Source organism: Paenibacillus sp. AR247 (assembly GCF_002968895.1).
GTDB classification, from domain to species: Bacteria; Bacillota; Bacilli; order Paenibacillales; family Paenibacillaceae; genus Paenibacillus_AQ; species Paenibacillus_AQ favisporus.
This window is the reverse complement of record NZ_PCZT01000014.1, coordinates 10526-36346: the sequence shown is the minus strand read 5'-3', so window position 1 is coordinate 36346 and position 25821 is coordinate 10526. Positions and strand designations below refer to the sequence as shown.

The 25821-nt window shown below is 48.4% G+C and carries 33 protein-coding genes and 2 pseudogenes; 3 read left to right on the top strand and 32 right to left on the bottom strand.

Features of this window, described 5'->3' with window-relative positions; genetic code table 11:
• Positions 1-41: 41 nt before the first annotated feature.
• The 5 genes from CPT76_RS24645 to CPT76_RS24630 form a co-directional block, all read right to left on the bottom strand.
• Positions 42-539 (bottom strand): AAA family ATPase, encoded by a 498-nt coding sequence (locus tag CPT76_RS24645; RefSeq protein ID WP_105444805.1) that lies wholly within the window; start codon positions 537-539, stop codon positions 42-44.
• 344 nt (positions 540-883) lie between these two features.
• Entirely contained in the window at positions 884-1363 is a 480-nt protein-coding gene (locus CPT76_RS40450) for a zinc-binding dehydrogenase (RefSeq protein ID WP_258168771.1), read from the bottom strand.
• The gene (locus CPT76_RS40445) at positions 1360-1875 is read right to left on the bottom strand and encodes an alcohol dehydrogenase catalytic domain-containing protein (RefSeq protein ID WP_258168770.1); all 516 of its coding nucleotides are present in this window, start codon (positions 1873-1875) and stop codon (positions 1360-1362) included. Before CPT76_RS40445 ends, CPT76_RS40450 begins: the two co-directional genes overlap by 4 nt.
• A gap of 39 nt (positions 1876-1914) precedes the next feature.
• Positions 1915-2814: an oxidoreductase gene (locus tag CPT76_RS24635; RefSeq protein ID WP_105444804.1), complete on the bottom strand. Its 900-nt coding sequence runs from the start codon at positions 2812-2814 to the stop codon at positions 1915-1917.
• Between the two features lie 93 nt (positions 2815-2907).
• The gene (locus tag CPT76_RS24630) at positions 2908-3666 is read right to left on the bottom strand and encodes a glucose 1-dehydrogenase (RefSeq protein ID WP_105444803.1); all 759 of its coding nucleotides are present in this window, start codon (positions 3664-3666) and stop codon (positions 2908-2910) included.
• A 257-nt stretch (positions 3667-3923) separates the two neighbouring features.
• Between CPT76_RS24630 and CPT76_RS24625 the strand changes: the two genes are divergently transcribed.
• The gene (locus CPT76_RS24625; protein ID WP_105444802.1) at positions 3924-4508 is read left to right on the top strand and encodes a TetR/AcrR family transcriptional regulator; all 585 of its coding nucleotides are present in this window, start codon (positions 3924-3926) and stop codon (positions 4506-4508) included.
• A gap of 258 nt (positions 4509-4766) precedes the next feature.
• Here CPT76_RS24625 and CPT76_RS24620 read toward each other — a convergent pair whose 3' ends face one another.
• The 10 genes and pseudogenes from CPT76_RS24620 to CPT76_RS24580 form a co-directional block, all read right to left on the bottom strand.
• Entirely contained in the window at positions 4767-5381 is a 615-nt protein-coding gene (locus CPT76_RS24620; protein ID WP_105444801.1) for an SDR family NAD(P)-dependent oxidoreductase, read from the bottom strand.
• The gene (locus CPT76_RS24615; RefSeq protein WP_105444800.1) at positions 5315-5566 is read right to left on the bottom strand and encodes an SDR family NAD(P)-dependent oxidoreductase; all 252 of its coding nucleotides are present in this window, start codon (positions 5564-5566) and stop codon (positions 5315-5317) included. Before CPT76_RS24615 ends, CPT76_RS24620 begins: the two co-directional genes overlap by 67 nt.
• 59 nt (positions 5567-5625) lie before the next feature.
• Entirely contained in the window at positions 5626-5958 is a 333-nt protein-coding gene (gene csaA, locus CPT76_RS24610; protein ID WP_089548916.1) for a chaperone CsaA, read from the bottom strand.
• A gap of 46 nt (positions 5959-6004) precedes the next feature.
• Positions 6005-6328 carry a putative quinol monooxygenase gene (locus CPT76_RS24605; RefSeq protein ID WP_105444799.1) on the bottom strand — a complete coding sequence of 108 codons (324 nt, stop codon included), beginning with the start codon at positions 6326-6328 and terminating at the stop codon, positions 6005-6007.
• A 117-nt stretch (positions 6329-6445) separates the two neighbouring features.
• Positions 6446-6661, bottom strand: a complete 216-nt coding sequence (locus CPT76_RS24600) for an FAD-dependent monooxygenase (protein WP_105444798.1) — start codon at positions 6659-6661, stop codon at positions 6446-6448.
• A gap of 2 nt (positions 6662-6663) precedes the next feature.
• Positions 6664-7539, bottom strand: a complete 876-nt coding sequence (locus CPT76_RS24595) for an FAD-dependent monooxygenase (RefSeq protein WP_105444797.1) — start codon at positions 7537-7539, stop codon at positions 6664-6666.
• A gap of 45 nt (positions 7540-7584) precedes the next feature.
• Positions 7585-8436 carry an SDR family NAD(P)-dependent oxidoreductase gene (locus CPT76_RS24590; RefSeq protein ID WP_105444796.1) on the bottom strand — a complete coding sequence of 284 codons (852 nt, stop codon included), beginning with the start codon at positions 8434-8436 and terminating at the stop codon, positions 7585-7587.
• Positions 8437-8772: 336 nt separating this feature from the next.
• Positions 8773-9186: a TetR-like C-terminal domain-containing protein gene (locus CPT76_RS24585; RefSeq protein WP_258168775.1), complete on the bottom strand. Its 414-nt coding sequence runs from the start codon at positions 9184-9186 to the stop codon at positions 8773-8775.
• A gap of 15 nt (positions 9187-9201) precedes the next feature.
• Positions 9202-9348, bottom strand: a pseudogene (locus CPT76_RS40440) (TetR/AcrR family transcriptional regulator); the annotation flags it as partial.
• Positions 9349-9863: 515 nt separating this feature from the next.
• Positions 9864-10475 (bottom strand): TetR/AcrR family transcriptional regulator, encoded by a 612-nt coding sequence (locus CPT76_RS24580; protein ID WP_105444794.1) that lies wholly within the window; start codon positions 10473-10475, stop codon positions 9864-9866.
• A 452-nt stretch (positions 10476-10927) separates the two neighbouring features.
• Here CPT76_RS24580 and CPT76_RS24575 point away from each other — a divergent pair, with 452 nt between their 5' ends.
• Entirely contained in the window at positions 10928-11683 is a 756-nt protein-coding gene (locus tag CPT76_RS24575) for an SDR family NAD(P)-dependent oxidoreductase (protein ID WP_105444793.1), read from the top strand.
• A gap of 19 nt (positions 11684-11702) precedes the next feature.
• Positions 11703-12656, top strand: coding sequence for an SDR family NAD(P)-dependent oxidoreductase (locus tag CPT76_RS24570; protein WP_219845464.1), 954 nt, complete (start codon positions 11703-11705; stop codon positions 12654-12656).
• A 305-nt stretch (positions 12657-12961) separates the two neighbouring features.
• On the opposite strand, the gene CPT76_RS42290 is transcribed toward CPT76_RS24570, so the two are convergent.
• The 17 genes and pseudogenes from CPT76_RS42290 to CPT76_RS24510 form a co-directional block, all read right to left on the bottom strand.
• A complete protein-coding gene (locus CPT76_RS42290; protein WP_105444792.1) occupies positions 12962-13189 on the bottom strand; it encodes a GrpB family protein in 228 nt (75 codons plus the stop codon).
• A 76-nt stretch (positions 13190-13265) separates the two neighbouring features.
• Positions 13266-13967: an SDR family NAD(P)-dependent oxidoreductase gene (locus CPT76_RS24560; RefSeq protein WP_105444791.1), complete on the bottom strand. Its 702-nt coding sequence runs from the start codon at positions 13965-13967 to the stop codon at positions 13266-13268.
• Positions 13968-14136: 169 nt separating this feature from the next.
• Complete coding sequence (locus tag CPT76_RS24555; RefSeq protein ID WP_105444790.1) at positions 14137-14499, bottom strand: Rieske (2Fe-2S) protein; 363 nt, start codon at positions 14497-14499, stop codon at positions 14137-14139.
• Positions 14496-14756: an amidohydrolase family protein gene (locus CPT76_RS41640; protein ID WP_374954731.1), complete on the bottom strand. Its 261-nt coding sequence runs from the start codon at positions 14754-14756 to the stop codon at positions 14496-14498. The genes CPT76_RS24555 and CPT76_RS41640 overlap by 4 nt, the downstream gene beginning before the upstream one ends.
• 49 nt (positions 14757-14805) lie before the next feature.
• The gene (locus CPT76_RS41635; protein ID WP_308737662.1) at positions 14806-15252 is read right to left on the bottom strand and encodes an amidohydrolase family protein; all 447 of its coding nucleotides are present in this window, start codon (positions 15250-15252) and stop codon (positions 14806-14808) included.
• Positions 15253-15272: 20 nt separating this feature from the next.
• Entirely contained in the window at positions 15273-15590 is a 318-nt protein-coding gene (locus CPT76_RS41630) for a hypothetical protein (RefSeq protein WP_308737663.1), read from the bottom strand.
• 32 nt (positions 15591-15622) lie between these two features.
• Positions 15623-16285, bottom strand: coding sequence for a type 2 periplasmic-binding domain-containing protein (locus CPT76_RS40430; protein WP_258168769.1), 663 nt, complete (start codon positions 16283-16285; stop codon positions 15623-15625).
• Between the two features lie 20 nt (positions 16286-16305).
• Entirely contained in the window at positions 16306-17184 is an 879-nt protein-coding gene (locus tag CPT76_RS40425; RefSeq protein WP_258168768.1) for an extracellular solute-binding protein, read from the bottom strand.
• A 63-nt stretch (positions 17185-17247) separates the two neighbouring features.
• Positions 17248-18108, bottom strand: coding sequence for a carbohydrate ABC transporter permease (locus CPT76_RS24540; RefSeq protein WP_105444789.1), 861 nt, complete (start codon positions 18106-18108; stop codon positions 17248-17250).
• A 13-nt stretch (positions 18109-18121) separates the two neighbouring features.
• Complete coding sequence (locus tag CPT76_RS24535; protein WP_084204339.1) at positions 18122-18979, bottom strand: ABC transporter permease; 858 nt, start codon at positions 18977-18979, stop codon at positions 18122-18124.
• A gap of 297 nt (positions 18980-19276) precedes the next feature.
• A complete protein-coding gene (locus tag CPT76_RS40420) occupies positions 19277-19912 on the bottom strand; it encodes a helix-turn-helix transcriptional regulator (RefSeq protein WP_258168774.1) in 636 nt (211 codons plus the stop codon).
• A gap of 138 nt (positions 19913-20050) precedes the next feature.
• Positions 20051-20428: pseudogene (locus CPT76_RS40415) on the bottom strand (helix-turn-helix domain-containing protein); the annotation flags it as partial.
• Positions 20391-21632, bottom strand: coding sequence for a hypothetical protein (locus tag CPT76_RS40410; protein ID WP_258168767.1), 1242 nt, complete (start codon positions 21630-21632; stop codon positions 20391-20393). The pseudogene CPT76_RS40415 and the gene CPT76_RS40410, both read right to left, overlap by 38 nt.
• 625 nt (positions 21633-22257) lie before the next feature.
• The gene (locus CPT76_RS24525; protein WP_105444788.1) at positions 22258-22866 is read right to left on the bottom strand and encodes a Type 1 glutamine amidotransferase-like domain-containing protein; all 609 of its coding nucleotides are present in this window, start codon (positions 22864-22866) and stop codon (positions 22258-22260) included.
• A 65-nt stretch (positions 22867-22931) separates the two neighbouring features.
• Positions 22932-23756, bottom strand: coding sequence for a copper amine oxidase N-terminal domain-containing protein (locus CPT76_RS24520; RefSeq protein ID WP_105444787.1), 825 nt, complete (start codon positions 23754-23756; stop codon positions 22932-22934).
• 306 nt (positions 23757-24062) lie between these two features.
• Positions 24063-25031 carry an SDR family oxidoreductase gene (locus CPT76_RS24515; protein ID WP_105444786.1) on the bottom strand — a complete coding sequence of 323 codons (969 nt, stop codon included), beginning with the start codon at positions 25029-25031 and terminating at the stop codon, positions 24063-24065.
• Between the two features lie 216 nt (positions 25032-25247).
• Positions 25248-25718 carry an AraC family transcriptional regulator gene (locus tag CPT76_RS24510; protein WP_258168773.1) on the bottom strand — a complete coding sequence of 157 codons (471 nt, stop codon included), beginning with the start codon at positions 25716-25718 and terminating at the stop codon, positions 25248-25250.
• Positions 25719-25821 lie beyond the last annotated feature (103 nt).

The window sequence follows — 25821 nt, the reverse complement described above, 5'->3', positions numbered from 1 at the left end:
GTCACACCTCTGCAAACCTACCCACTATCGTGACCCGTACTTCAAGCATATTGGAGAACCCACTCTTTTATCCGAGAAGCAACTTCGGATACATCCGTATCCGTTGTATCAATAGTAGGCATAGGTGGGACATAGACCTCATCAGCAATTTCAAGCAATCGTTTAGCAAAGTTTTTGTGGGTTTGGATCTCTTCCTCTGACCAATTCCTTTCACGTAGACGTTTCTCGCGAGTTTCTTCATCACAATGTAGGTTCAGATAATATACATGCTTAAAAAAAGGATAGTCCGCACATTTTTCAATATCCCAAGGCATCATGGTTCCGCATATGATAGTCATGCGTCCACTTTGAGCGATATTTCGTGCAACCCGAAGCCAAATATTTCGAATTTTCTCCCAATCATGCCCAAGAAATTCAACGAGATCATCAGGGTCAAAAATATCAAAGTCAGGTATCATTCTCCGTAGCTCCTTAATGACATATGTTTTCCCTGACCCACTTGCACCTGTTACGATAAACAAAGGAATTTTATGATCCATTAGTTGTCTCCCACCCATGCTTATTTTCTTAATTATAGCAACAATCCTGAATAAGGCTGCGGTACTTCCCGCATGCTAACTTTACCGCAAAAAAACCGGAAAGCCCCAATAAGGCCATCCGGTTCATTATTCGCCATATCATTCGCCTAGTCCTCGGTGCCAGTGAGCTTCCCGCCCCTCTACCACACGCCCGGCCAATTCCTACACACAGACTAGGTTCTTGCAGATACCAGGTTACAAACGAGACCTCCTCATATATCATCAGCACATTTGCACACCGACGATATCCATCAATCATGAATTCGATAAACCGAACCAGAGGAGTGGTCCCGATCTTCTCTACATCAGTCGCCGGCAGGCAGGAGGATCAGTTTGCCACGGGCATGTCCGCTCTGGCTGATGTCGAGTGCTCTACGCCAGTCCTCAAGGGCGAAAGTCTGGGCGACCGGAACGGTGAACTTGCCGTCTGCAGCATACTGGGTGAACTCGTCGAGAACATCGTAGCGTAAGGTCTGGTCTTCTCCGCTGCTGGCGCGGACGCCGAGTTTGGCAGCTGCGCCGAAGTCGCTGATGGTTAGAACACGGCGGGGATCACCACCGGCGATCCGGATAAGGTCGGGCAATATGCCGCTGACCGGAGCAGTGTCCAGAACCAGGTCCACCGGCTGTTTGGCGAGCTCGGTTACCCGCTCGACCATTCCGTCACCGTACGAGGTCACCGTCGCTCCCATCGAACGGAGCCGGTCGGCGTAAGTGTCACCGGCGGTAGCGATCACGTTAGCGCCCTCCATGAGGGCGATCTGAACGGCAGCGAAGCCCATCATTGTGCCTGCTCCGTGCACCAGCAGGGTGTGGCCCGACTTAACACCAAGTGCTTTAAGGTGGTTGTATGCAATGGTGACCGCCATTGGAAGCGCCGCTGCTTGCACGAACCCGAGTCCTGCAGGGATGCGGATCCAATGGTCCATGATCGCCCGATCCGCTGCGCCTGCGCTTGGGGCGCCGACAAAGTCGGCGGAGCCCAGGACGGCGTCACCGATAACGACATCGGTGACCCCTCACCGACCGCTTCCACAATCCCGGACACTTCCAGCCCGATACCGCGGGGCAGCTTACCAGGATATAACCCTTTGCACAAGACCCAGTCGACCGGATTCAGTCCGCAAGCTCGCACCGTTACACGAATGCGTCCCGGGCCTGGGGAAGGGATCTCGACCTGTTCCATGCGCAGGACATCAGCCGGTTCGCCGTAGTCGTGGAGGCGGATCGCCCGCATAGTAGCAGGGCTGGACGTCTGATTGTTCACATCTTTGCTTGACGTATCTAAATTCTCCAATTGGATATCCCCTCCCGTTTGTTTTAGCAAATCGTGTTTTTACATAAGTGTATACTTCACTTGTGTCAGCTCCTCGGAAACCGTCCACAACCGCCGCGCAAGGGCTTCGTCATGCGAGCTCGCACTCGAAACGACCTTCTTGGGGTAGCCGCGCAATTCGAGACTCGTTGGCCCGTAGTAATCTCCACCTCGGACGCCTGGCGCAGTGGCTGCATAAAGGGTCGGCAAAACACCCATTTTCGGGGGCTGCGCGAAAAACGGATTCAGGCTCCGCATCATGCTGGAATGCCGGAGCGCATTGGTCGCTGACCAGCCCGGATGCGAAGCTACCGCCAGTGTTGATTGGCCTGCTGCAACAAGCCTGCGCTGCAACTCATAGGTGAACAGCAGATTCGCCAGCTTGCTCTGAGCATAGGCGCGCGCTGGATGGTAATTCCGCTCCCAGTTCAGATCATCAAAGCGAATCACTCCCGAGCGATGCGACAAACTGCTTACGGTCACAATGCGTGCGCCCGGCGTCGCGTCGAGCACATCCAGCATCAAACCGGTCAGCGCAAAGTGCCCCAGGTGATTGATCCCAAACTGCTGCTCGAAGCCCTGCGCTGTCTTCCCGTAAGGCGGCTTCGCCACGCCGGCGTTGTTGATCAGGAGATCCAGCCGATCGTAGTGCTGGCGAAAGGCCGCCGCAAAAGCGTGGACGGACTCCAGATCACCCAAATCGAGCTTCATGACTACGACCTTGCCCGACGGCTTAAGTGCTTTAATCTGGTCAGCGGCCGTGTTGGCGTTAGCGATACTGCGGCAGGCCATAATGACCGTCGCCCCTTTGGTGGCTAGCACCCGTGCTGCTTCCCAACCAATCCCGCTGTTTGATCCGGTTACAATGGCCACTCGACCGGTCTGATCTGGCATGTGGTCTTCTGTCCATGGTGTTGTCATGTGGTTTCTTCCTTCCTCTGTTCAATCCAAAAACTAGTGGCATGCTCTGATCAGGTACAACATGTTTATCCAGCTGCGAGCTTGGACATGAACTTAGATCTGAGAGCCGCCTCCGTCCACGGGAATTTCAGCTCCGGTTGTGTAAGTCGCGTCGAACGCAAGGAATGCGGCTGCTTTGGCAACCTCGCTGGGGTCACCGAAACGCAGCATGGGGATCTGCTGACTCATCTGTGCCTTGGTCTGTTCTGCAGCTTCCTTCGGCATCGACTTCTCCATGATGCCGGTGTCGATGGGGCCGGGGCTGACCGCGTTGACGCGAATCTGCTTCGGCAACAGCTCACGGGCCAGACTGCGCGTCATGGAGCGCAGCGCTGCTTTAGTGGCCCCATACGCATTAAGCATCGGGATACCCACTGCGTTCGCGATCGAGGTGGTGAACACCACGCTGCTTCCTGCGTTTAGCAACGGGGTCAGTCTCTGCACGGTGAAGTACGGGCCTTTGGTGTTGATTGTAAATAACTCGTCGTACACTTCCTCGGTCACCGACTCGAAGGGGATAAAGTGCGTGATGCCGGCGTTTATGAACAAGGCATCGATCGTTCCAAACTCAGCCTTTACCCGTTCAGCCAATTCATCGATATCCGTTAAAGACGCGGCGTCGCTAAGCACTGCGACCGCGTTGCTGCCAATTTTTTCACGAGCTGTATCAAGCTTAGCCTGGTTACGACCAGTGATCAGAACACGCGCTCCTTCATCCGCCAGCAGCTGTGCTGTTACGAGGCCGATCCCGCTGCTGCCTCCTGTGATCACTACATTCTTGCCTGCGTATTTACTTCCTGTATTGTTTTCCATCTCCATCGTCCTCCCTTGGTTTATGTGCTATACTAACGGTCAAATGTTGGATAAAGGTCCTTTACTTTGAACCTATGATTGACCCAACAGTGTAGTAAAAACAACACTGTCTGTGCTAATCTTATCTAAGCGGTTTGGCTTATACAACCAGTAAAAAACCGTTTTTGTGGGTTATCCAACACACGTACTTATTTGTCCTTTAGCTTTTCTAAACGCATGATAACCAATATATCCTGAGAGAGAGGGTGGATCATAACATGCTGACTAACACAAACGATCCCCGTGTGAAACGGACGCGCCAACTATTGATGCAAGCTTTTATGGAATTGCTTGAGCAGAAGAGGAATGTCACTTCTATTACCGTACAAGATATTACGGCTTACGCGACCGTAAATCGCTCTACGTTCTATGCGCATTTTGAAGACAAATTCGCATTTCTTGAGAGCTGGATGCGGGAAAAATTTCTAGAGAAGCTGAAGGATGAGCTGCCTAATGCTGCTTTATCCGATATAGGGAGCCTGCGAACGCTTATTTTAATCGTTTTTGATTTTCTTTTCTGTACTCGTCCGTATATGACTTTAGCTGATCGCCAGTATGAACCTTTGTTTGAAGTCGCGATGCAAAAGGAGCTGTATGACCTATTATTCACCTGGTTAAGTGAACAATCGGAACCATCCGTTTCACGAGAGACGGTGGAGACTGCCGCCCGGGTTGCAAGCTGGGGCATATTTGGATCAGCCCTGGAGTGGAGCAGGCATCCGGAATATCGATCGGCGGAAGACATGGCGCGAGAAGTTTTAGTGGTCGTTGCTGCGGGTATAGCACCCGTAATAGGGGAATAATTGGTGCCGCGTACAGGCGGCGCGGTCGAATAAAGTACCTGAAGCAAATATTCGTCAAGATGCGGGGCGCCTTGAGAGTCGGTCTATAACCTTTGATCGAACCGTAAATTTATCACGCGTTTATCCTCATATCAATTAAAAAAGGACAGGCGGCGCGCCTGTCCTTTCTTTGTGTTGATCCACAAAGGGTAAATATTGTTCGTTCCTCATTGTTTATATGGCTTGAATACACAGTACCTATTTTTCGTCCAATTCGGTTTAAATCGTTTTAATCATATTTCCATCAATAACATAATCCGCTCCGGTAATCATTGAAGCTCGCTCCGAAGCAAGGAACACTGCAAGGTTCGCAATATCTTCGGCTTCTGCAAATTTCCCCAATGTTATACCAGCCATTTTAGGCAGCTCTTCAAAAACTTTTTCGGAATCCATCGCTGCAACTGAACCGATTGTTTTGGCCATTCCGTTTTCAGGGTCTTGCCACAAAGGGGTTACTACCGGTCCAGGTGAGATCGAGTTCACTCTAATATGACGAGGTCCAAACTCACCAGCCAGCATTTTCGTCAAATTATTAAGTGCCGCTTTGGTGGTGCCATAAATAGGCAATAACAATTCGGGCATTTGTGCATTTACTGAAGAGATATTTACAATTGCACCCTCATTGTTCTTTAGGATATGCGGTAATGCTGCTTGAGTAAAACGAACAACGCTAAACAGGTTTAAATCATAAAGTTGTTCCCATTCTTCATTTGGCGTAGCCAAAAAACCTTCTCCTCTTCTCTTGTCAACCGCCCCGATACTATTGATTAAAATGTCGACTCCGCCGAACACTCCACCGAGTTTTTTAGAAAGTTCAACGGTATTGCGTTCCATATTGACATCAATAGGTAGATGTTTGACTGATTTTTTTCAACAAGATCAGCCAATTCATCCGTTAAAGTCCGACTTACCGCGACGACACTTGCCCCTTCCTCGATAAATTTCCGAACGATTGCAAGTCCAATTCCTTTACTTGCTCCGGTAACGACAGCTACTTTGTTGTCTAATTTAAGATCCATGTATACCTCCTAAAGCTAACGCTTTTTAAAATTTAAATTCCTTTAGGCGATCCTTATTTTTACGCAATAGGCGTACCATTAGGCATTTCAGTATCCGGCTTTAATAGAATAACATCTCCTTTTTCTGGGACTCCTCCCAACACTAATACTTCCGATTTGAATCCCGCAATGCGCCGAGGAGGAAAATTGACGATTCCTATAATTTGCTTCCCTACAATTTCCTCAACCTTGTATCGCTTAGTTATTTGTGCACTTGAGGATTTCATCCCGATCTCCGGTCCAAAATCAATCTTAAGCTTTATCGCAGGGACCTTTGCTTCTTCAAAAAACTCCGCTTCCTTAATCGTTCCGACACGAATATCTAGTGCTGCAAAATCATCGATCGTTGCCAACGTTTTGCCTCCTCCACTAAAGTCTTTAACTCCTCGGTGTTGCATCTTACTGCGCTGGGCGGAACGGCTGCAGGAGTCGAATCCCTTCCTCAATAGATCCCTCCATCAGTTCTAAGAGCTGGGGCACCAGCTCCTGCATCCGGGGGGCGTTCAGGTGCCGCTCGAGAGCATCCCGGTTTTCCCAGCGCTCGTAGATGATGAATGTGCCGGGCTGGCCTTCTACCTCGTGAGCCTCGTAGTCAATGTTACCCAGGTCGTTGCGCGATGGGGTGACAGCGGCAGTCATAAATGCCTTCATCTCGGCTTCCTTCCCTGCCTTAGCTCTCGCTTCCCAGAGTACAGTAACGTAACCGTTCTTCGTATCGTTCATGCTAATTCCTCCTAATTTATAAATACTTCGCAGTTTCTGCATTACCGTTTTCTCAAATGGGCAAATTCCCCGTTTATGCTTGAAATTCCAGTGTATCAATGGCTTATTTTCATGCTGTTATAAGCGTCCAAAAGTACGATTAAAGCCTTGGCCCGCAAGAACATCTTGATGAACCACATCTAAACGGCGTGTTTGATATTCACTCAAAGCCTTGATTATCGAATTCGGAAACTTTTTAATGGCGTCCATAATGGCAACCGTATCATCAAGTGTGTCATTAAAGCCTGCGCCCGTCATTGGTGACATGGTATGAGCTGCGTCGCCGATCACCATGGCTATTCTTCCTTTGACAATATATTAGGGAAATATTCATTAACAGGTGCCCCAATTAAGCTGCGGTCCTTAATCGCGATTTGCAAAATGGCATCATCTTCTTTGCTCCAATGGGCTTGGCTGGTTTGTGATAGTTCTTCCAGTAGCGAATCCGGAATAGCTTCACCGTATAAGGAATGCTGGGCAATCCCGTCTTTTAACACGCCTAATTCAGACAGCAATGGATTATGCGAATGATCAAACCAGCAAAAACCTATCCATCGCTGGCCAAGATGGGTTCCCCCCTCTTTCCCTGGCATCACCGCAGTTGTCAATTTACCGGCGGCACTATCGTTGAAATAAGCGCTCGAAAGCTGCCGTTTTTTCCAGTCTTTCTTTGGCAGCAAATGTTCATCCACTTTCCCTACCCAAGCCAGATAGCCAGCATAATCTGCAAATGGTTTGTCAGGGCTTAAATAACGGCGGACAATACTGCGATATCCATCTGCGCCAATTAAAAAGTCTCCTTTAAACGTCTGCTCCTCTTCACTGGTAGCCCAAGCAGATGATTCATTTTGCCCAACACTAACAATTCGTGTATGGTGCTGAAGGGTAATGCCAGGTTCTTTAGCGACCGCGCTGCGCAAACGTTCTTGAATGGCTGACCAGGCTTCAACATTGTTGTTACCATTGGATGCCAAGTGTCTTAATTCACGTTCAATTTCACTGTTACGATAGGGCTTTGTGTGTAAACGAATAAAAGCACCATTTCTTAATGATGAATCTGCACGTTCAAGAATGGTCACTGTATAACCAGAACGAGATAACGCAAGCCCCATCATTAGACCACCTAAAGATCCACCTACAATAATGGCATGTTCAACCTGTTGTTGTGACATTATTCATTCTCCTGTTTTGTAATGGGGCATTCGTAAAAATATCCGTTACTGCAGCTTCATCTGGCTGCGGAGCATCCGATCGAGGAGTTTGTCCGGGAGAATTCGGACTAGTCGGGTCAGCAGCGCCGAATCGCGACCGACCGTATAGCGGGTGCGCGGCTTACTTACGTGGATGGCTCGTGAAACCACTGCCGCCACTTTCTCGGGGCCAATACCGTCCGTTGCCCATGTTTCAGCCTGAGCCTTCACGGCATTAAAAAGACGATCATGGCGTCGGTGCTGGTCCGGCGTCATCAATTTGGCCAGCCGCTCCGCTGTCGTAATCCCTTGTTCCGACAGTCCCGTGCTGACACCACCCGGCGTGATCATGATGACCTTGAGGCCAAACGAGGACATCTCCCTGCGAAGACTGTCATTGATCGCTTCCATAGCATACTTTGCAGCTGAATAAATTCCGAAACCGGGCATGGAGACCTTGCCCCCAAGCGAACCGATATTGACCACGCGCCCGCCGCTGTTCAGCAAGGCCGGGGTAAGCGTCTGAATAACTGCGACCTGTCCAATCACGCTGACTTCGATCTGGCGGCGAAATTCATCCAGCGGAACCATCTCGAGAGGGGCATTAACGGCGATGCCGGCATTGTTGACCACGGCCCGCAAAGGGCGACCAAACGGATCTTGCTCCACCCGTTCGGCCAGCGCCTTTAGGGTGTTGATATTGGTAACATCGACGATCACCGGTTCGATATTTTTGCGTTTGATTTTGTCGGCGTCTTCCTGACGACGAACCCCCGCCAAAACATGAAATCCTTCAGCGGCGAGCTGCTCCGCAGTAGCCCTGCCGATTCCGCTGGACGTACCTGTGACGACGACCAGTTCTTGAGTTTTAGATGGCATAGTAACCCTCCTAGGTTTGATAAGATGTGGATCACGGTATAGCACTGTTATACGGGTATTATAGCACCGCTATACAAAACTGTCTATAGCGGCGCTATATTTTTTTCGAAGTGTTGTTCTGTGGTCTGAACATTGCTTTGACGGGCGTTGGTGATGCACTCGGCATACCACATTTCACCTGTCACACAACAGGAATCCAAGAGAACGATGCTCGCATCCTCCAAACATAAAAAAGATCGCCATCCTCCTGGAGGTCCAGGTTGGATAGGCGATCTTTTTTATGCGTCTCTAAATTAGGGCTTTGCCTGGGGTCGCCAGGCTCTGTCATCGAATTCCTCATTTTGAATCGGCTTCCGGCCTTTGGATCAAAATGATCTGCATTACGCTTTCCCGAATGAGATCAACGACGTCGGGCTGGGGTGGGGGTGTCTTACGAACCTGGGCCGTCACATACAGCCAAGAGGCCGTATTCGCAGAAGCCCAGACCAGATCTGCCGCAGCCTGGACTGACACTGCCAGTTTGCCTTCGTCGGCGACTCTCTGAATATTTTGCACCAATGCTTGGTACGACTGATCTGCCGCCTCGATATGGGCTCCCTCGAGCAAGCGCCCCATCATCGCCGCATAAATCCGAGGACGGGCTGCCGCGAAGCGGACATAGTCATCCCATCCTTGACGAAGAGCCATCTCTGGAATGGCGGACTCCACAGCGGCAATCTTGCTTTTAAATAACTGTTTGAACGCTTCCACTATAGCTGCACTCAGGAGTCCATCGGCACTGCCGAAATGATGGTAGAGCGTAGGAGCTGTAACCTGTGCGATCGCAGTTACGGCTCGCGTCGAAAATTGGGCTCCGCCCTCCTCTTCGAGTACCTTAAGAGCAGCTGCCAATATTTTGTCATATGTTTTCATAGTTCCATTATAGCAGTGCTATACACGAATGTCCATAAGGAAGGTTGTACGCTTAGGGCTTTTATTGTTTTAACGATACGTCCTGCCCGTTAGCTTAATGAAAAAAGCACCCGGCTTTGGGGTCGGCTGCCTTCAAGCGTGTTTATTGAGCTAGCGTTTCCCATTAGGACACAGAAGATATTATCTAAATCATAATGAGGAATATTAAGTTTTTTACTTAATTTCTCTGAAATAAACGATTTACCGCTCCCTGCGCTCCCGATAATATGTATCTTAATGAAAAAACCTATTTCGATACCACATTAAACTATCCTGCCCTTTAGTTAAAATAACGGCAGCCGCGCATCTTGGCCGGCTGCCGTTGTGCATTTTGAGCTACACCAGCATATAAACAAAAGCCACTCCTGACAAAGGAGTGGCTTCTTTGGATAAAACACAAACCCTTCACGGATCGACCGAAAAACTTGACTGCCAGGTTTGCGTTTTTGAATAACTATATTCTTCTGTACTAAAGTTTAGGATGACTTTCCGGAAAGTGTAGAATTGCCGGTAGGCCAGGTGGAGAGTGCTTGCTCAGCAATCGCCTCTAGCATGTCGCGACTGAAGCCGGCCTTGGCTTGAACAGCCATACCGTGGAGCACCGCCAGCACGAATGCAGCTAGCGCGGCAGCGTTAGCAGTCTCCGGCAGATCCCCCTCCTGCTTTGCCCGTTCTAAGCGATCACGCAGCGATGCCTCTCCTTCCGCACGCGCATCGATCAGGGCACGTCGAATAGGTTCGGCATCGTCCGAGCCAGCCAAGGCTCCGTGGACACCTAGACACCCCCTGCGATCCGGGTAACGAGTATGCAGTTCGGCCGCGCTGCGGAGGATGTGTGCGACCACCTCCCGCGAGGTTGGCAGTTCCAGCGCCGCCGGGAAGAAATCCAAGTAATGCTCGTAATAGCGCGCCAAAACTCGGCGGAATAACGCTTCCTTATTGCCAAATGCCGAGTAGAGCGCGGGTCGTTCGACACCTGTGGCCTGCGTCAGGTCGGTGTACGATACGCCCTCATATCCTTTACGCCAAAACACGCAAAGCGCCGCATCAAGTGCTTGATCCACATCGAATTCGCGGTTACGTCCCATCAGTCAGATCACCTCTTTTTTTGTTACAGTCGATATTCAAAAAGTTTCATATCCAATTTCATACTGTACGTTATCATAACACACGTTACGGAATTCTGCCAATCTATCGGTCAAAGAACAGCGCACTATTGGGGGAATAGCTATTCGAGATCTCGTGTCACATATCAGACGCCAGACCCGCACATGCTGCTGCCCTCTTGCCAGATGGCGACGCATCATCCTACCTTAGCGCAACCTGGCATCCCTGCAACTGGCCGATTGACAGTGAGCACCATATTATAAAATAAAATTTAACGTAATGATCGTTATGATATTGACAGTACGTACCAAACTGTATAACATAATTTAACGTAACGATCGTTATGTTATTTCGCCAATCCCGGGGGCGATAGTGTCCAGCGACGTAGAAAGCGGTTCATTTTATACAGAAATGATTAGAGGAGGTTCTTTTCATGCATAAATCCTTGAAAGGTAAGGTCGTCCTCATTACGGGCGGCTCACGAGGCCTTGGCGCCACTATGGCTGAAACGTTTGCCGATCAAGGAGCGGATGTTGCAATCAGCTACGCGGCCTCTTCCGAAAAAGCGGAGGCTGTTGTGGAGAAGCTGAAGGCCAAGGGTGTTCATGCATTGGCAATCAAAAGCGACCAAGCGGACCTTACTTCCGCCAAGCCCCTAATTAACTCGGTGATTGCCGAATTCGGCAAGCTCGACATCCTCGTGAACAACGCCGGCATCGCGATCCAAGGCCAGATGGTAGATGATACCGGCTTGGACGAAGAAAAATACAATCGGCAGTGGCAAGTCAATGTCATGGGATCGATCGCCAATACCCGCGCGGCCGCACCCAAACTAACGGACGGAGGCCGTATTATTTTTATCGGCTCTCTGCTCGGCGAACGCGTTCCCCTTAGAGGAGTCGCCGATTATGCAGGTACGAAGGTGGCGCTCGCCGGATATGCGAGGGGCGTCGCACGTGACCTCGGCCCCCGTAATATCACTGTAAATGTCGTTCAGCCTGGGGCCATGCCCACGGACATGAACAAGGACGTGGCTGATCATCTTCCACCCCTTGAAGCCTTCCTGGACATGCATCCGATCCGCCGCTTTGCAACCCTTGAAGAGGTGGCAGAGGCTGTCTGCTTTCTCGCCGGATCACATGGAGGGTACATAACCGGTGAGACCATCAATATAGCCGGCGGAATCTAAAATTAAAGGAGATAAATATATGACCAATAAATTCAGTGCAAAATCAACTGCCGATCAGGTGCTTTCCGGGGTTGATCTCAAGGGAAAACGATTTCTCATTACGGGGGCATCATCCGGCATTGGCCTCGAAACCGCCCGCTCACTGGTCTCTCACGGCGCCACCGTCGTCGGCGCGGTCAGGAACCTGGCCAAAGCCGAGGCGGCCACTGCATCAGTCCTTAAAGCTGCGGCTCAAGGAGAAGGCAGTCTAGAGCTGATCGAGCTCGATCTCGCATCCTTGCAAAGCGTTCGTGCCTGCGCAGATAAACTGTTGGCCAACGGCAAGCGGTTCGACGCCATCATCGCCAACGCTGGCGTCATGGCAACCCCGTTTGGTCGAACGGTCGACGGCTTCGAAGTCCAGTTCGGGACGAACTATCTTGGTCATTTCGCTTTAATCAATCGAATCGAGCCGCTGCTCGTCGATAACGGGCGCTTGGTGGTGCTGTCGTCCCAAGCTCATCGCGCCGCTGATGTTGACCTGGACGATCCGAATTTTGAGCAACAGGAATACGACCGATTTGTCGCCTATGGCCGATCGAAAACGGCCACTTCTCTCTTTGCAGTCGAATTCGATAAGCGACATCGTAATCGTGGAATTCGAGCTGCCTCGGTGATGCCCGGGAATAGTCTTACCGATCTCCCGCGCCATTTCTCGCAGGAAGGCCTGCAGGGTCTTTTCGAGAACGTTGGCAAAGCTCGTGCCGAAGCTAGTCTTCCGCCAGCGGAGCTTAAAGAAATCGCACAGGCAGCCGCAACGTCGGTCTGGGCCGCAGTCGTGGCTGACAAAGCGAAATCGGCGGACGCTATCTCGAAGATTGCACCGTCGCGCCGATCGATGACACACCCAACCCGTTTGCCGACGGCGTCAGGTCATATGCGCTCGATGCTGACAAAGCCGAGCGGCTTTGGGCGAAAAGCGAGGAATTGTTAGGCGCTACGTTGTGAAGGTTGTTGCGTACACAGTAAGTTGATCGGCCAGCGCATTCAGTAAATTACATTATCACTCTTTTTTAGCAGAACCGCCAACAAAACGCGAAAAACGTACGCAAAGCGATGACTTATTTACAATATGGGGTACCGCCAGCCAAATTAACTTTTAAACCTGTGTTAAGGAGTTTTTGCCAAAACCTGATTAAAATTATTAAGTTATAACACTAGCCTCCCCGTTAGCAGAACGACGGCAGCCGATCATCTAGGCCGGCTACCGTCGTTTTATAGTTGTGTTTTCGTCTCCCGTTAGTCAATCGTGTCTTCACTCTTGGCTAGTAAGGGTTCAATTAATGAGTCCATTTCGCTTAAACTAGCAACTCCAACAGCAATATCTATTATTGGTTTCGATGGTAGCCCCATGATGGAAGTACTCCCGATATGTTCAATGGCAACGGCGTTGTCCTCGAAAGCTGTTCGTAACCTTTCCCTTTCCTGCTCGAACTGTTGTAACCACTCTGATTTATATTCTTCAATGCTTACTTATTTAGCCATTTTCATCCCCCATTGTTTCTAACTGTCCTTAGCTTAATATGTATCATCAATATTTGTTTTAAGATTGCGAAGCTAAAACCCTCCTAACAATTTTTTTGGCAGCATCTTCCGCAGATTTCAAAGCACCTGTTTCTTTGGCCTCCTTAAAAAAATTCGAAACTGCTAGTCCTTCTTGGTTCCGTGCCACCTCCTGCATATCGGTATCGACCATACCTGGATCTACTTTGTATACGGTTAACGATTTATGATCCTCCAATTGTATGCAGGACGTGAACATATTCAAAGCTGCCTTTGAAGCACAGTACACGCTCATGCCGGCTGTCGCATCTTTAGCGGAACCAGAGGATATATTTACAATGATTCGATGGACATTCCTCTCATCCGTTTGGTTTATTAAAGACTGGGTTAACAAGATCGGCGCTAACAAGTTTGTTTGTATACTTTTTACTGCATCTTCAGGTCTACAATCGTCTATATTCCCTAAAGGTGTTACCTGAGCTGCGTTATTAATCAATGTAATCGACTCTATTTCGTCATGAACTCGTTCCATTATTCCTCTAATTAATTCTGATATGCCATCTATGTTTTGTAGATCATATTTAAGAAAATGCAATTTACAACCGTGTTGAGCTGCAAATTCGATTAGAGAGTCATTATGGTTCCTTGCAACTGCGAAGATAAGATGATTACGGTTAATAAGCTGTTTACAGATCTCATAACCCAAACCACGAGACGTACCTGTAATAATAAATGCTCTCATCCAGTTTACCTCTTTCCATTTGATTGGCGATCATCTATTGCTTCGATTCGTTCTTATGTATTCCTGCTGACAAGTACTTATATTGTTAAAGGAAAAAGCCGCAGTGACGCAGCTGTTTGTTCTTGAAAAAAACGGCTAAGGAATCATATCCTTAGCCGCAAACCAAGCTTCAATTCCTCTTACGTAACACAACATATACCCCGGTATCGTCGGTTTCCACCGGATAACCACGCAGCTTCGCGTCGCTGCCTGGAGCCAGGTGATGACCGCTCTTCAGGTCGAATTCCCAGCCGTGCCATGGGCATCGCAGCACTCGATCCTCCAATCCGTAACAATAATCGTAAACATCGGAAGGAAGCCGGGTCCCTCGAATCGCCCCCGCGCATACCGGCGCCGCCGCATGCGGGCAAACGTTACGCCACGCATAGTATTTACCTTCGATCCGAAACAGGCCGATTTCCATCTCTTTCACTTTTACGATAAGTTTGCCGCCGTCGCTGATCGCATCTGGCTCCGCCACTTTCACTCTCATGCGGGACCCGCCTCCTTAGGCCCCTCCGGGATCGGGAAGCCGTACAGTTCTGCCGCGTTATCCCCTAGAATACGCTCTTTCAACTTCTGAGGAAGGTTTCTCAGCACGACTTTCGGATTGTCGAAGTCCCAATGCGGGTAGTCGGATGAGAACATGGCGATCTGTTCAGCATGCATCATCTGAAAGATTTGCAGCAGATGTTCCGGCTGCTTCGGTTCTTCGATCGGTTGCGTTGTTACCCGCACATGCTCCACAATATACTCCGATGGTAGACGCTTGAGCCATGGCGTGGTATCGCGCAGCGCTTTATAGTTTTTTGTCCATGCGCCACATCAAATGGGGCAGCCAGGCTATACCGCCTTCGATCGCTACAAATTTAAGCTTCGGATATTTTTCGAACACCCCTTCGCATACCAGGCTATTGATATGAGTCATAAAATTCGCAGGTAGAATATTGTGCCATTCCATATACCGGGTCGGGTACCCGGCCGGTGTCGGGGCGCCGGATATCCCCTTCCCTTCCGTGCCAGGATGAATGGCGACCGGCAGTCCATTCCGTTCTGCTGCTTCATAGATCGGATGGTAAAAGCGGTTGCCGTACGGCATACGCGCTCCGCTTCCCATAACGACCTGCACCATGCCCGGATGCGGCCCCATCCTGTCGATCTCTTTGACGGCTTCGGCCGGATCGGAATGGTTAATCTGAATGGAGCCTTTGAATTTTGGGCTGACGCTAAGCCAATGATCCGCCAGCCAATCGTTGAAGGCGGCAGCTACGGCATTCGCATAGTCCGGATCGGCGTGAAGAGAAAGGCCCTGTTCTCCCCCACCGTTAGTATGCCGTAATCGATTCCGAACGGTTCCATATAATGCTGCAGGACAAACTGCGGATCGCTTCCGGGCGTGGCGCCATTGTCGGGCTTTGCATCCTGACGCAATACACCTACGGGCGAATAATACTGCCCGTGCACACCGATACCACTTTCGAGCCATTGTTGGTGCCATACTTTCGGTAAATAAGGCAGCAAGTCCTGCAGTTTGTCGATCGCATTGTGGATGTCAGCATCAACGATAAACGATGCGGATCGCATTTCATGCCCTCCTTTGACTTGAATCTTACCGCTTACTTAGAACCATACGTGCGCTGATATGCCGTATTGTACATATCCAACAGTTCATCGGAGCCGAGTTTCTTCAATTGATCCAAGAACTGCTGGTAGTTCGCGTCGGTAATCGGTGTCTTGCCTGTGACGAATTCGGTAATTTTCTGCTCCAGAAACTTGGTGAGCGGGGTCAGCTTTGATTTTTCCAGATCGAGCTCTTCCGTAGTCTTCACGAGTGCCTTAGGCGCGGGAATGATGAACTTTTCATAGCTGCTGTTGATCGCTTTGCTTTTGTCGTCGAGACCTCTCTCCCACGTTTGACGTGCCAATGCGTTGTTCAGCGAAATGTTGTCGTACCATACGCCGAAATCGCGGCGCAGCGGCACATAGGGGCTAGCTCCGAACTCTTTCATGTAGACCGGCTTCCCGTCCTCAAGGGTATACGATTTGCCTTCAATACCGAGCGACAAATAATTGGTGCCCTCTTCACTCACTAGATAATCAAGAAATTTGACTGCTCTTTCCTTATCTTTGACTTTCGCCGAAATGGCCCGCCCCACCGATCCTACGACCGGACGGGAAAACTGGTAGGTCTTTACGCCGTCTGCGGCAAACTCGGGAAGCGCATCCAGATCGTAATCCGACGTGCCGGCTTGCTTCGCTTTGTCGATCGTCGGGTTCACTTCCGCCTTCCAGTAGTAGGTTACGGAAGACTCCCTTTTAAGAACCGTTCTTCCCACTGATCCGGAGTCAACAAATAAAATTCGGGGTCGAGCAGTTGTTCCGTATACAGCTTATTCATAAATACAAGTGCATCTTTATATCCGCTATTGTACGGCGCGAACTCGTACTTATCTTCCGTCGGACTTTGATTGAAAAAGCCTGTAATACCCGTGAAAATCTTTCCGAATACGGTATACATTCCGGTATCCGCCGTGACCGGAGTATTGAAGCTGAGCGGGTAGCTGTCCGGCTCTTTAGCCTTCAAGTCTTTCAGGAATTGATAAAATTCATTAATATTTGTCGGGGCTTTCAAGTTGTATTTATCCATCAAATCTTTGCGCGCCATCCAAATATAATTGAAGCCTTTCCCCGCAGGGTCACCTTCGAGTACAGGAACGTCGTAGATACCGCCATCCGCTCCAGTTGCCACAGCCTTCGCTTCGGGATAAGTCTCGTAAAACTTTTTGAGATTGGGTGCGATATCCAAATAATCGTTCAAATTCAGGAACACGTTCTCCGGCCCGTTCTCCCTGGCCTCTTGATTTGTCGGCTGGCTAAAATCAGTGACCGTGTTGGTAGCGATCATTATCTGCCGCTTCTCTGTCAGGCCTTCTTGGCTGACGACCTGCCAATCCACTTTGACGCCCGTTTTCGCTTCGATTTCCTTGAAAATCTCCCAATCATTCTTTACCTTTCCTTCCGGGCGATCGTAAACCAGCCAAGAGAACGAAATTGGCTTTTGCGAGTCTGTCCCTCCTCCATTTGCCCCTTCTTGCTTCCCGCCTTTTCCACTGCAGCCGGCGGTCAGAACGCTCAGCATAACGGCAGAAAGGATGATGGCCATCATTCTTTTACTCACTTGTTTATACCCTCCTTATATTGACATCGGATATATAGGAATAAGTTCCGGTGGAATCTGCATCTACCCTTTGATTCCGCCGATCATGGTGCCTTGTACGAAATATTTTTGAATGAACGGATACACGCATAATATCGGTACCGTAGCAATCGTAATCATGGCGTATTTCAGCGTCTCTATATAGTCCGTGTTGCCTTCGCCCTGCACATTCGAGCCGGCGATAATAATGTTGCGCAGCATGATTTGCAAAGGGTACATGCTCCGATCGTTCAAATAGATCAGCGCATCGAAGAACGAGTTCCATTGATTAACGGCGGTGAACAAACCGATGGAGACGAGTACCGGGAGCGAAAGCGGAATTACAATCTTTAGGAACACCTGCATCGTGCCACAGCCATCAATGGTGGCGGCATCTTCAAGCTCTTCCGGCAATCCTTCGAAAAAGGTGCGCATGATGAACAGATACCAAGTGCTGACTAGCGACGGCAGCACGATCGCCCACATCGTATCAAGCAGTCCCAGTTTCTGTACAACAAGGAAGGTCGGGATCATCCCACCTCCGAACATCAGCGTGAAGGCCGCCAGGAACAGGATCAGCGGACGGCCAGGGAGCCCTTTTTTGGCAAGCGGATAAGCCATGGCAGATGTAACGGCGAGCGATAAGAAGGTTTGAACGGCGGTATAGCGAATCGTGTTCCAATAGCTGATCCATAGATCCGGATTGCCGAGGAGCCGTTCATAAGCAATCAAGTTGATCGCTTTGGGCCAGAGAACGACCCGCCCGCTCATGACCATGGCGTTATCACTGATGGAAGCGGAAAACACATATACGAGTGGATAGACCATGACGATAATGAGGATGGACATGAGGAAGATATTTACAGCGTCAAATAACTTCGAGCCGAAGCTCTCCTTGATTTTCATTTCTCGGCCTCCTTCACCAGAGACTAGTGTCCGAAAATTTCTTGACGACACGGTTCGCTGAGACGACTAGTACGAATCCGATAACCGACTGGAACAAACCGACAGCCGTAGCGAAGCTGAAGTCGGCGGATAGGATGCCGCGGCGATAAATGTATGTGTTGAGGACATCCGCGGTTTCATAGGTCATCGGATTGTACAACAAAATAATTTTTTGGAAGCCGGTTTCCATAAAGTGGCTAAGCGTCAGGACAAACAGGACGATCATTACCGGAATCATGCCGATGAAGGTCACATGACGCATTTGTTGAAACCGATTGGCGCCATCGATTTTAGCAGCCTCATACAACGTCGGATCGACGCCGGCAATAGCCGCCAAGTACAAGATTGTGCCCCAGCCGATCGTCTGCCAAATTTCCGAGCCTACGTAGATCGTACGGAACCAACCTGGCTCGCCGAGAAACATAATTCGCCCGAAGCCGAGCCAGTCGAGTATATGATTGACGATTCCGGTCTGCTGCGACAAAAAGGTAACCATAATGCCGGCGATTACGACGGTAGATAAAAAGTGAGGCATGTAGCTGACGCTCTGCACGAACCATTTGAACTTCCGGCTTCGGATTTCATGGAACAGCAAGGCAAGGATGATTGGTGCCGGAAAACGAAATATCAGGTCGTATACATTGAGCATGACCGTATTCCGGACCAGCTTCCAGGCATCCGGCGTGTTGAGGAAAAAATCAATAAAATGCTGCAGGCCGACAAACTTGCTGCCCATGATCCCACGGCCGATCGAGAAATTCTGAAACGCGATGATCACCCCGTACATCGGTGCGTACTTGAAGAGGATGTAATACAGGATGCCGGGCAGCATCAGCAAATATAACGTTTTGTATTTCTTCAGCTTGAATCGGAGAGAAGTGCCCCTTCCACTTTGATCACGGGCTGGTATTTGTGCGTTCGCGGCGTCGCTTCGATCCAATGACAACGGTTTCACCTCCTTTGGTAGGCGTTCGAACGCCAACCGAATCTTTGCTCTGACTATATGTGGTGGCACTCCGCGGGTAAAGCACCATGTTTTCGGGATGTCTCCATTTTTTACAAACCGCATGACAACGCCACTCGCTTGATAAGCAAGGTGAAAAAAATGAGACTTCGAAAAAAAGAAGACTCATGATTGATGGATCGTGCGATATTTAGCCGGGGTAATTCCTTCGTAACGGCGAAAATTACGGATGAATGAATTCCTTCCCCAATAGCCAATTTGTCCGGCAATATCGTCGATCTTCATATCCGTTTCGAGCAAAAATTGCTTCGCTTTGGAAATCCTGTACTTGGCGATGTATTCCACATACTTCTCACCCACCTCTTCCTTGAACATGCGGCTGAAATGCCCGGCGGACATGTTCATTTGCTCCGCGAAATGCTCAATGGAGAGTTCTTCGTTATAATGGGTCCGAATATAGTCCAAAATTTCGGCAAACTGTTGTTTACGATCCGGCACTTCGATCTTCCGGAACAATACGCCGTGTATTTCCCGAAATGTTTGCCTCATTTCTTCCCAGGTTACACAGCAGTTGATGGCGGCAAACAAATCGGAATATGCCGATATGTCAAAATCGTTTCGCTCACTTTCGATGGCGCGTGCCCAAGTATTCAGCACATCGGTGCCTAAGCTCTTCATCTGATGTGCGTTCGCGTTGCTTCGCATCCCGGCATCCAGTAATTCGAACACGGACTGAAGCAAGTGCTTGTAATCGCCAGCTTTGTACCTATTGAAGATCCGGTTCACTTCTTGGGAAGACAAGAAACTGTCTCCTGACGATCGCTCCTTCCATACCCTTTGTTCGCTGCAAATTTCCGCACCAGAGTGCAAGCTCTTATAATGGAGCATCGAATGCGCTTGGTTGTAAGACTGATGGAGGGCAGCGACGGAATGGACTGTTTCCCCGATCCCAATGGAAGCCTTGTAATAAGGATGCTCCAGGAGCAGTTTTATAACATTCGCTGTTTCCTTGGGGGCACAAAGCCCATTCTCTTCGTGATGCAGCACACAGGACAATTGTTCGGAACGTGTTTGACATACCCAAATCATTGCCGGGGACAGCTTGCGAATTTTCTCCTTCAGCTCCGCCAGCGTAAATGATTTGGACGTTTCAGACAGCTGTTCCGCGAATGGCGAATAGTATTGGATATCAATGCAGAGGACAGTTGCGGCTGATACCGGTTTGTACGGGAAGTCAATTTCTTTTGCGTAATATTCGATCGATAGGCTGTCGCGGTATTCACCAAAATTCGATCGATAGGCTGTCGCGGTATTCACCAAACAACACTCTAACAATAAATTGCTCCTGGACGATCGGGAACATGCCGTTTACGGTCTGTGTCAGCTCTTTGTTCTTAGAGATTAGCAAATGCGAAAACCGTTTTATTGTATCGAACTCGTTGCCGCTGTGGGAGCCGGGTGCGTCGTCCAGATGCGGATGCTGCGATTCCAGCCCCGTTTTAATTTCGCGAATCGGGTTGTACAACCTCCGGCTCAAATAATAAGAAACCAAGCCGCCTACGATGATAAACATGCCAAGCAGTACGAACGTCATCGTGCGGATCGTGCTTGCCGGCTTCATTAGGGTGGGCAGATCGATCATGCTTACGTAATACCAAGTATCGTTGAACCGGGATTTGGTAAATGATAGCGCTTTCCTATTCTCGTTTAAAAATAAAGTCTGTTCCGGATTCATACGGATCATCGCTGCAAATGAATCAGGCTGTAGCTCGGACGATCCGTTAGAGATCAGGACGGAGCCGGACGAGTTGACCAGCATCGTATCCGTTACCCACTTCTCCTGAATGCCCAATCGCTCGCGAAGCTTATCTAGATCAAGATTCACGACCAAATAGACTTCTGGATTGCTATTGTTGAAAGGATAGCTCATCAGCATGGCGGTGTTCGAATGGGTTGAGACGATGTCCCGAGTGAACGGCGGCCTTTCAAATACGGTATGCGGTTTTGTAAAAACCATCGATTTCTTGCCAGTAAAATTGGCAAAGTAGGATGGTATATCCGTATCTTTAATCAGATACTGTTCCCGGAAATACTCGTCTTTGTTGTTATATGTATTGCCGTCGATGACAAGATCTTCGCTCGCAAAGTACAGGAACGATTTGTACACCAGATCTTCCGAATCCAGTTTATTCATTTGTTGCATGAGCGAGTGGATCCATTCATAGCGCTGAGTGAGTTCGGCCGGATCGCCGGACGTTCCGGGAAAGTTCTTGAGGCTTGCAGTTGACAGCATGTTCACCATATCACGTTCGAGAGTGACGAATGTGTCATCGGTTTGCTCCGAGAAATGCTGCATGATGGTATTGTTCAATCTTTCCGCATCATGCTCAATCAACCGGACGACAAAAAAATTGGTCAGTACGGCGGCTACGATGACTGGGATAAGAATCAGCGCGAAGTAATTAGCGAAAAATCTACAAAACAGCACAGTGCGATACGTTTGCCAAACACGGTTTACCATGACAACCCTCCTAATAAAATTTCATAAATATAACTTAATTACAAAATATTATTTCACTCCTATCTTAAACTATTTTCACTAAATTTGTACTTGTTTACTTTGCAAAATATCACTGCTTCTGCATGTAAGGCAGCGTATCGCGCTTTTGGGTTACATGGCCATGAGCGCAACAAAAAATAGACTGGAGCACTCGCCCCAGTCTAGCCATTATTATTGTATTTATTGTTAGCCGTATGTCTTATTAGGATATTACCACACCTTCTGCGAATCTGTTGCAGTATATCGCAATTGAGCCATGTATCGATTCGCATAAAAAGCGATTTCCTATTTGCTAAAGTTATTAACAGAGATAAAACATTATTTTTTATACCGTCCATCTGGCTGCCTTTTCCCTTTAGTTCAATCGCAAGACCATTAAATTTTCATCCCAATATTGATATCCATTCTTTAGGGCATTCTGCTCTGTTCCGTAAGTTACAAAACCGAGAGTCCCATAAAGCCGCTTTGCCGCGTTATTATTTAAGATGACAGTGAGGTTAAACTGTTCAAGTCCCTCACAATGGCATATTTCATCCCCCTTATACGGAACGTTTGTATAATAAAAAGCACAATGATCTTTAGAGCGTCACGTAATTATTTTTGCAACTAACATTTCATTTTTAAAGTGTAAATTCTCATTATCCAATAAAGTATAGAGCATGCTGTTTTTTTGAGTAGAAGCCCAATGATCAAATGCAGTACGACGTTCTTTATCATTATAGTGCGGACAAAGACTGCCTTTTAACAATCCTAAACCTTCAAATTCCTCGAACTCTTCTTCATTTGTTTCACTAAAACAAGTTTCAAACCAACACATGGCCCCTGCACTTATACCTGCTAATACGACACCTTTCTGATAAGCATTTCTCAACACAACGTCGAAGCGTGTTTTTTTCCAAATTTCAAGCATATACTGGGTATTCCCGCCGCCTACATACACAATATCTAAATCATTAACAATTTCTTGAATGTTGGGTGAGTCAAAATCATTTATAGTAAGATGGTTTGGTTGTTCATTTTTAAATGCCTTATAAAACTTATCGATATAACCTTGTGCATCATTACTGGCTGTTGCAATAAATGCAATTTTTAATGGTTCTTGCTTTCTAGGTATTTTTAATAAGTATTCATCAATATAGTCCTGATCTTCTTCGGAAAAACCACCGCCAGAAATTGCGAGGATTGTTCTGTCCATTCTGTATCTTCTCCTTAAACCTGCCATTTTCTGAACTATGAGAATGCTGCCTCTAATTGGTTGCCTTATGGATTTGTATCACTGATCGTCGTCAGAAAACCGTTATTCCCGGCAGTTTCAATGAACTGATCAATCGATTGAAATGCTGGGTAGGTAAACGAGTACCATTGTTTTTCAGTCGCATCATATAACATCACACTGGGGTTGCCCTCGGAATGAGATAAAGTATAGAGATAAAATTGTTTGAAGCTGTTCCCTTTTTGATCCAAAAAATCAAACTTTCCACTCATGTAATAGTCCCCCGTTGTAAGTTCTATAACACTCGAAGTGTAACTAGCAGGGGGATTCGCCTTACTTCCTTTGTTGTCAAAAATATGATAAATCGCTTCGATATAGGAACTCCCATTAATTTCTTTTACTATGCTGCCCATTGTATAGTTAACTTCGTACTGCAATGCTTTGACTTTCACTCCGTCAAGAACAAATGGGGCAGGTTCAACAGATACTGTCGAATTTCTGAATCCGACGCTGCAGTTAAACGTTTCTGCAATAAAGCGAAGCGGAACCATGATGCGATCATTCTTGATATATGGGGTTGCATCGAGTAGCGCGGGTTTACCATTTTTCATCGCTGTATGGCTCTTCAATTTTAAGATTACCAGCATATCGCTTTTTGCGAGCGTAACTTCCGAACCCGACCAGTTGACCTTGGCTCCCAAATTTTCACTGATAAAACGCAAAGGCACCATCGTTCGATTGTTCTTCATTTCGGGCTTCACAGCGGAGGCAATAGTAACACCTTCAACTTTTATTTGCATATCTGCCGCGTATGCAGGTGAAGAGATAGATAAAATGAATGCAGCGAAAATTCCTGCGAGAACATTTTTCATAATATTCTATTCCTTTCTTGGCATATTTTAGTGAACTAATATTATGACGAGAAGTATGAAGTAATGTTGCGCTAAACTGCCCGTGAGCTTGATAAATAAAAGGAGCGGCTGCCGCCGGCAAACCGCTCCTTTATTTTATGAACTAACGTTTCCCGTATGAAGCCACCGATCAGCATCGGGTATACATCCTCTAGATCATTTTCACTTTTGATAATAATGCCTTTATTCGTTACATTCGTTACATTGATTAGTCCCCTCTTAATATCTTCATTTAGGACATGTTTCCATTAAATAGCCAAGATCAAATTATCTGTGGAAGTAGTCCCCCTCATGAATGTCCTCAATAAGGGATGGATGTACGGGACGCCACCCCAGGCGCTCTTGAGTTAATGCGCTTGATACAGGATTGTCCACCGACGCAAAGGCTCCTATCCATCCGAAATGTGAACCCGCCTTGTCCACGTCAATGCTATCTATCTTGAGGTTCAGATGTTGGCCGATGGTGACGGCGATTTCTCGAAATGGCACTCCCTCATCTCTCACCGCATGGAGTCGCGACCCTGCCGGGGCTTTCTCCAATGCAAGCTTAAACAATTGAGCCGCATCTAGGCGATGCACGGCCGGCCAGCGGTTGGTCCCCTCGCCCACATAGGCGGAGATGCCTTTATCACGAGCCGTGCGAATCAGAAGCGGTAACAAGCCGTTCTTATCACCGCCAGAATCATGTACAAGCGGTGGAAGACGAATAACTGAGGAGCGGACCCCCCGTTTTGCCAATGCCAGTGTAGCGATCTCCGACGGAACCCGTCCGCTTCCTAAGGAGTTAGGATCGGGTGCATGTTCTTCTGTTGCCAGTCCACCGGGTGAGAGGCTCATAGTTGGAATAGCGACGACTAGTGGACAGTTGCGGCCCGAAAGCACAGTACCAAATGTCTCAATGGCGCGCCTGTCAGCCTCTGCAGCAGCCTTCGTGAACCTCAAAGACGCAAGGCGGGGATTGCCCCCGAGCAAAATTCGAAGGCGTGTCCGGAGACTGGCATGCGAGAACTTATGGAAAAAGGCCAAGTGAATAACACCATCTGCCTCTGCAGCTCCTCTATGCAAGCATTCGATATCCTCTATTGAACCCATTTGCACCTTTGCACCTATAGCTGTGAGCCTCCTGCCAGCCTCTTTGGAACGAACCAGACCGACTACATGATGGTTAGCATCTATTAGTTTACGAACAACCTCTGCTCCGATGAAGCCGGCAGCTCCCGTAACAAAAACATGCATGTAAAATCCTCCTCAAATTTTTAAACAGATTTCTTGAACCTCGCTTTAACCATAGTATAGGAGTTTGTTCATCCCGAAGTTTGCCTTATTCGCTTAAGTTTTTGCTTGATTCAACGAAATCTGCTCTCCAGAAAAGGCAAAACCCGCTAAGCCTTATGGCCGCGGGTATATATGGAAAAAAGCGATGATGCCTCCCGATCAGTTCAAATACTGTGTTTATTTGCGCCATTTAGCGATATCTCTGCTTGGAGGACTTCCAAAGAAGCTGCTGTAATCCCGGCTGAATTGGGAATCGCTCACATATCCCACAGCCCGGGCCGCAGTCGTCGCATCCATTTTATTGGATAACATCCGGCGTCTTGCTTCCTGAAGGCGCAGAGCTTTCTGGTATTGTATGGGGCTCATTGCCGTAACCGACTTAAAATGCTCACGAAACGATGACTCGCTCATATGGACCATCTCTGCCAAATCTGCGATTTTTAATGGCTGGGAGTAGTTGGCCTGCAGCCAGTCAATTGCTTTCACAATCCGCTGCACACCGGAATCTGCAAAAACCGTCTCGGCAACGTTAACGCCGATGGGGCTGCGGAGAAGCCGGATGTAAATCTCGTCCATGACGAGCGGCGCAAGCAATTTTTCATCACCCGGATGGGATAGACAGTCTACAAGTCTTACCACGGCATTCATAATGGCCAAATCAGCATCAACCACGTAACCCGCACTACGATTGTGGACTTTAGGCAACCCCTGCGGAAATCTTTCGGAACCAAATCAGCGAGCCTTTGTGGAT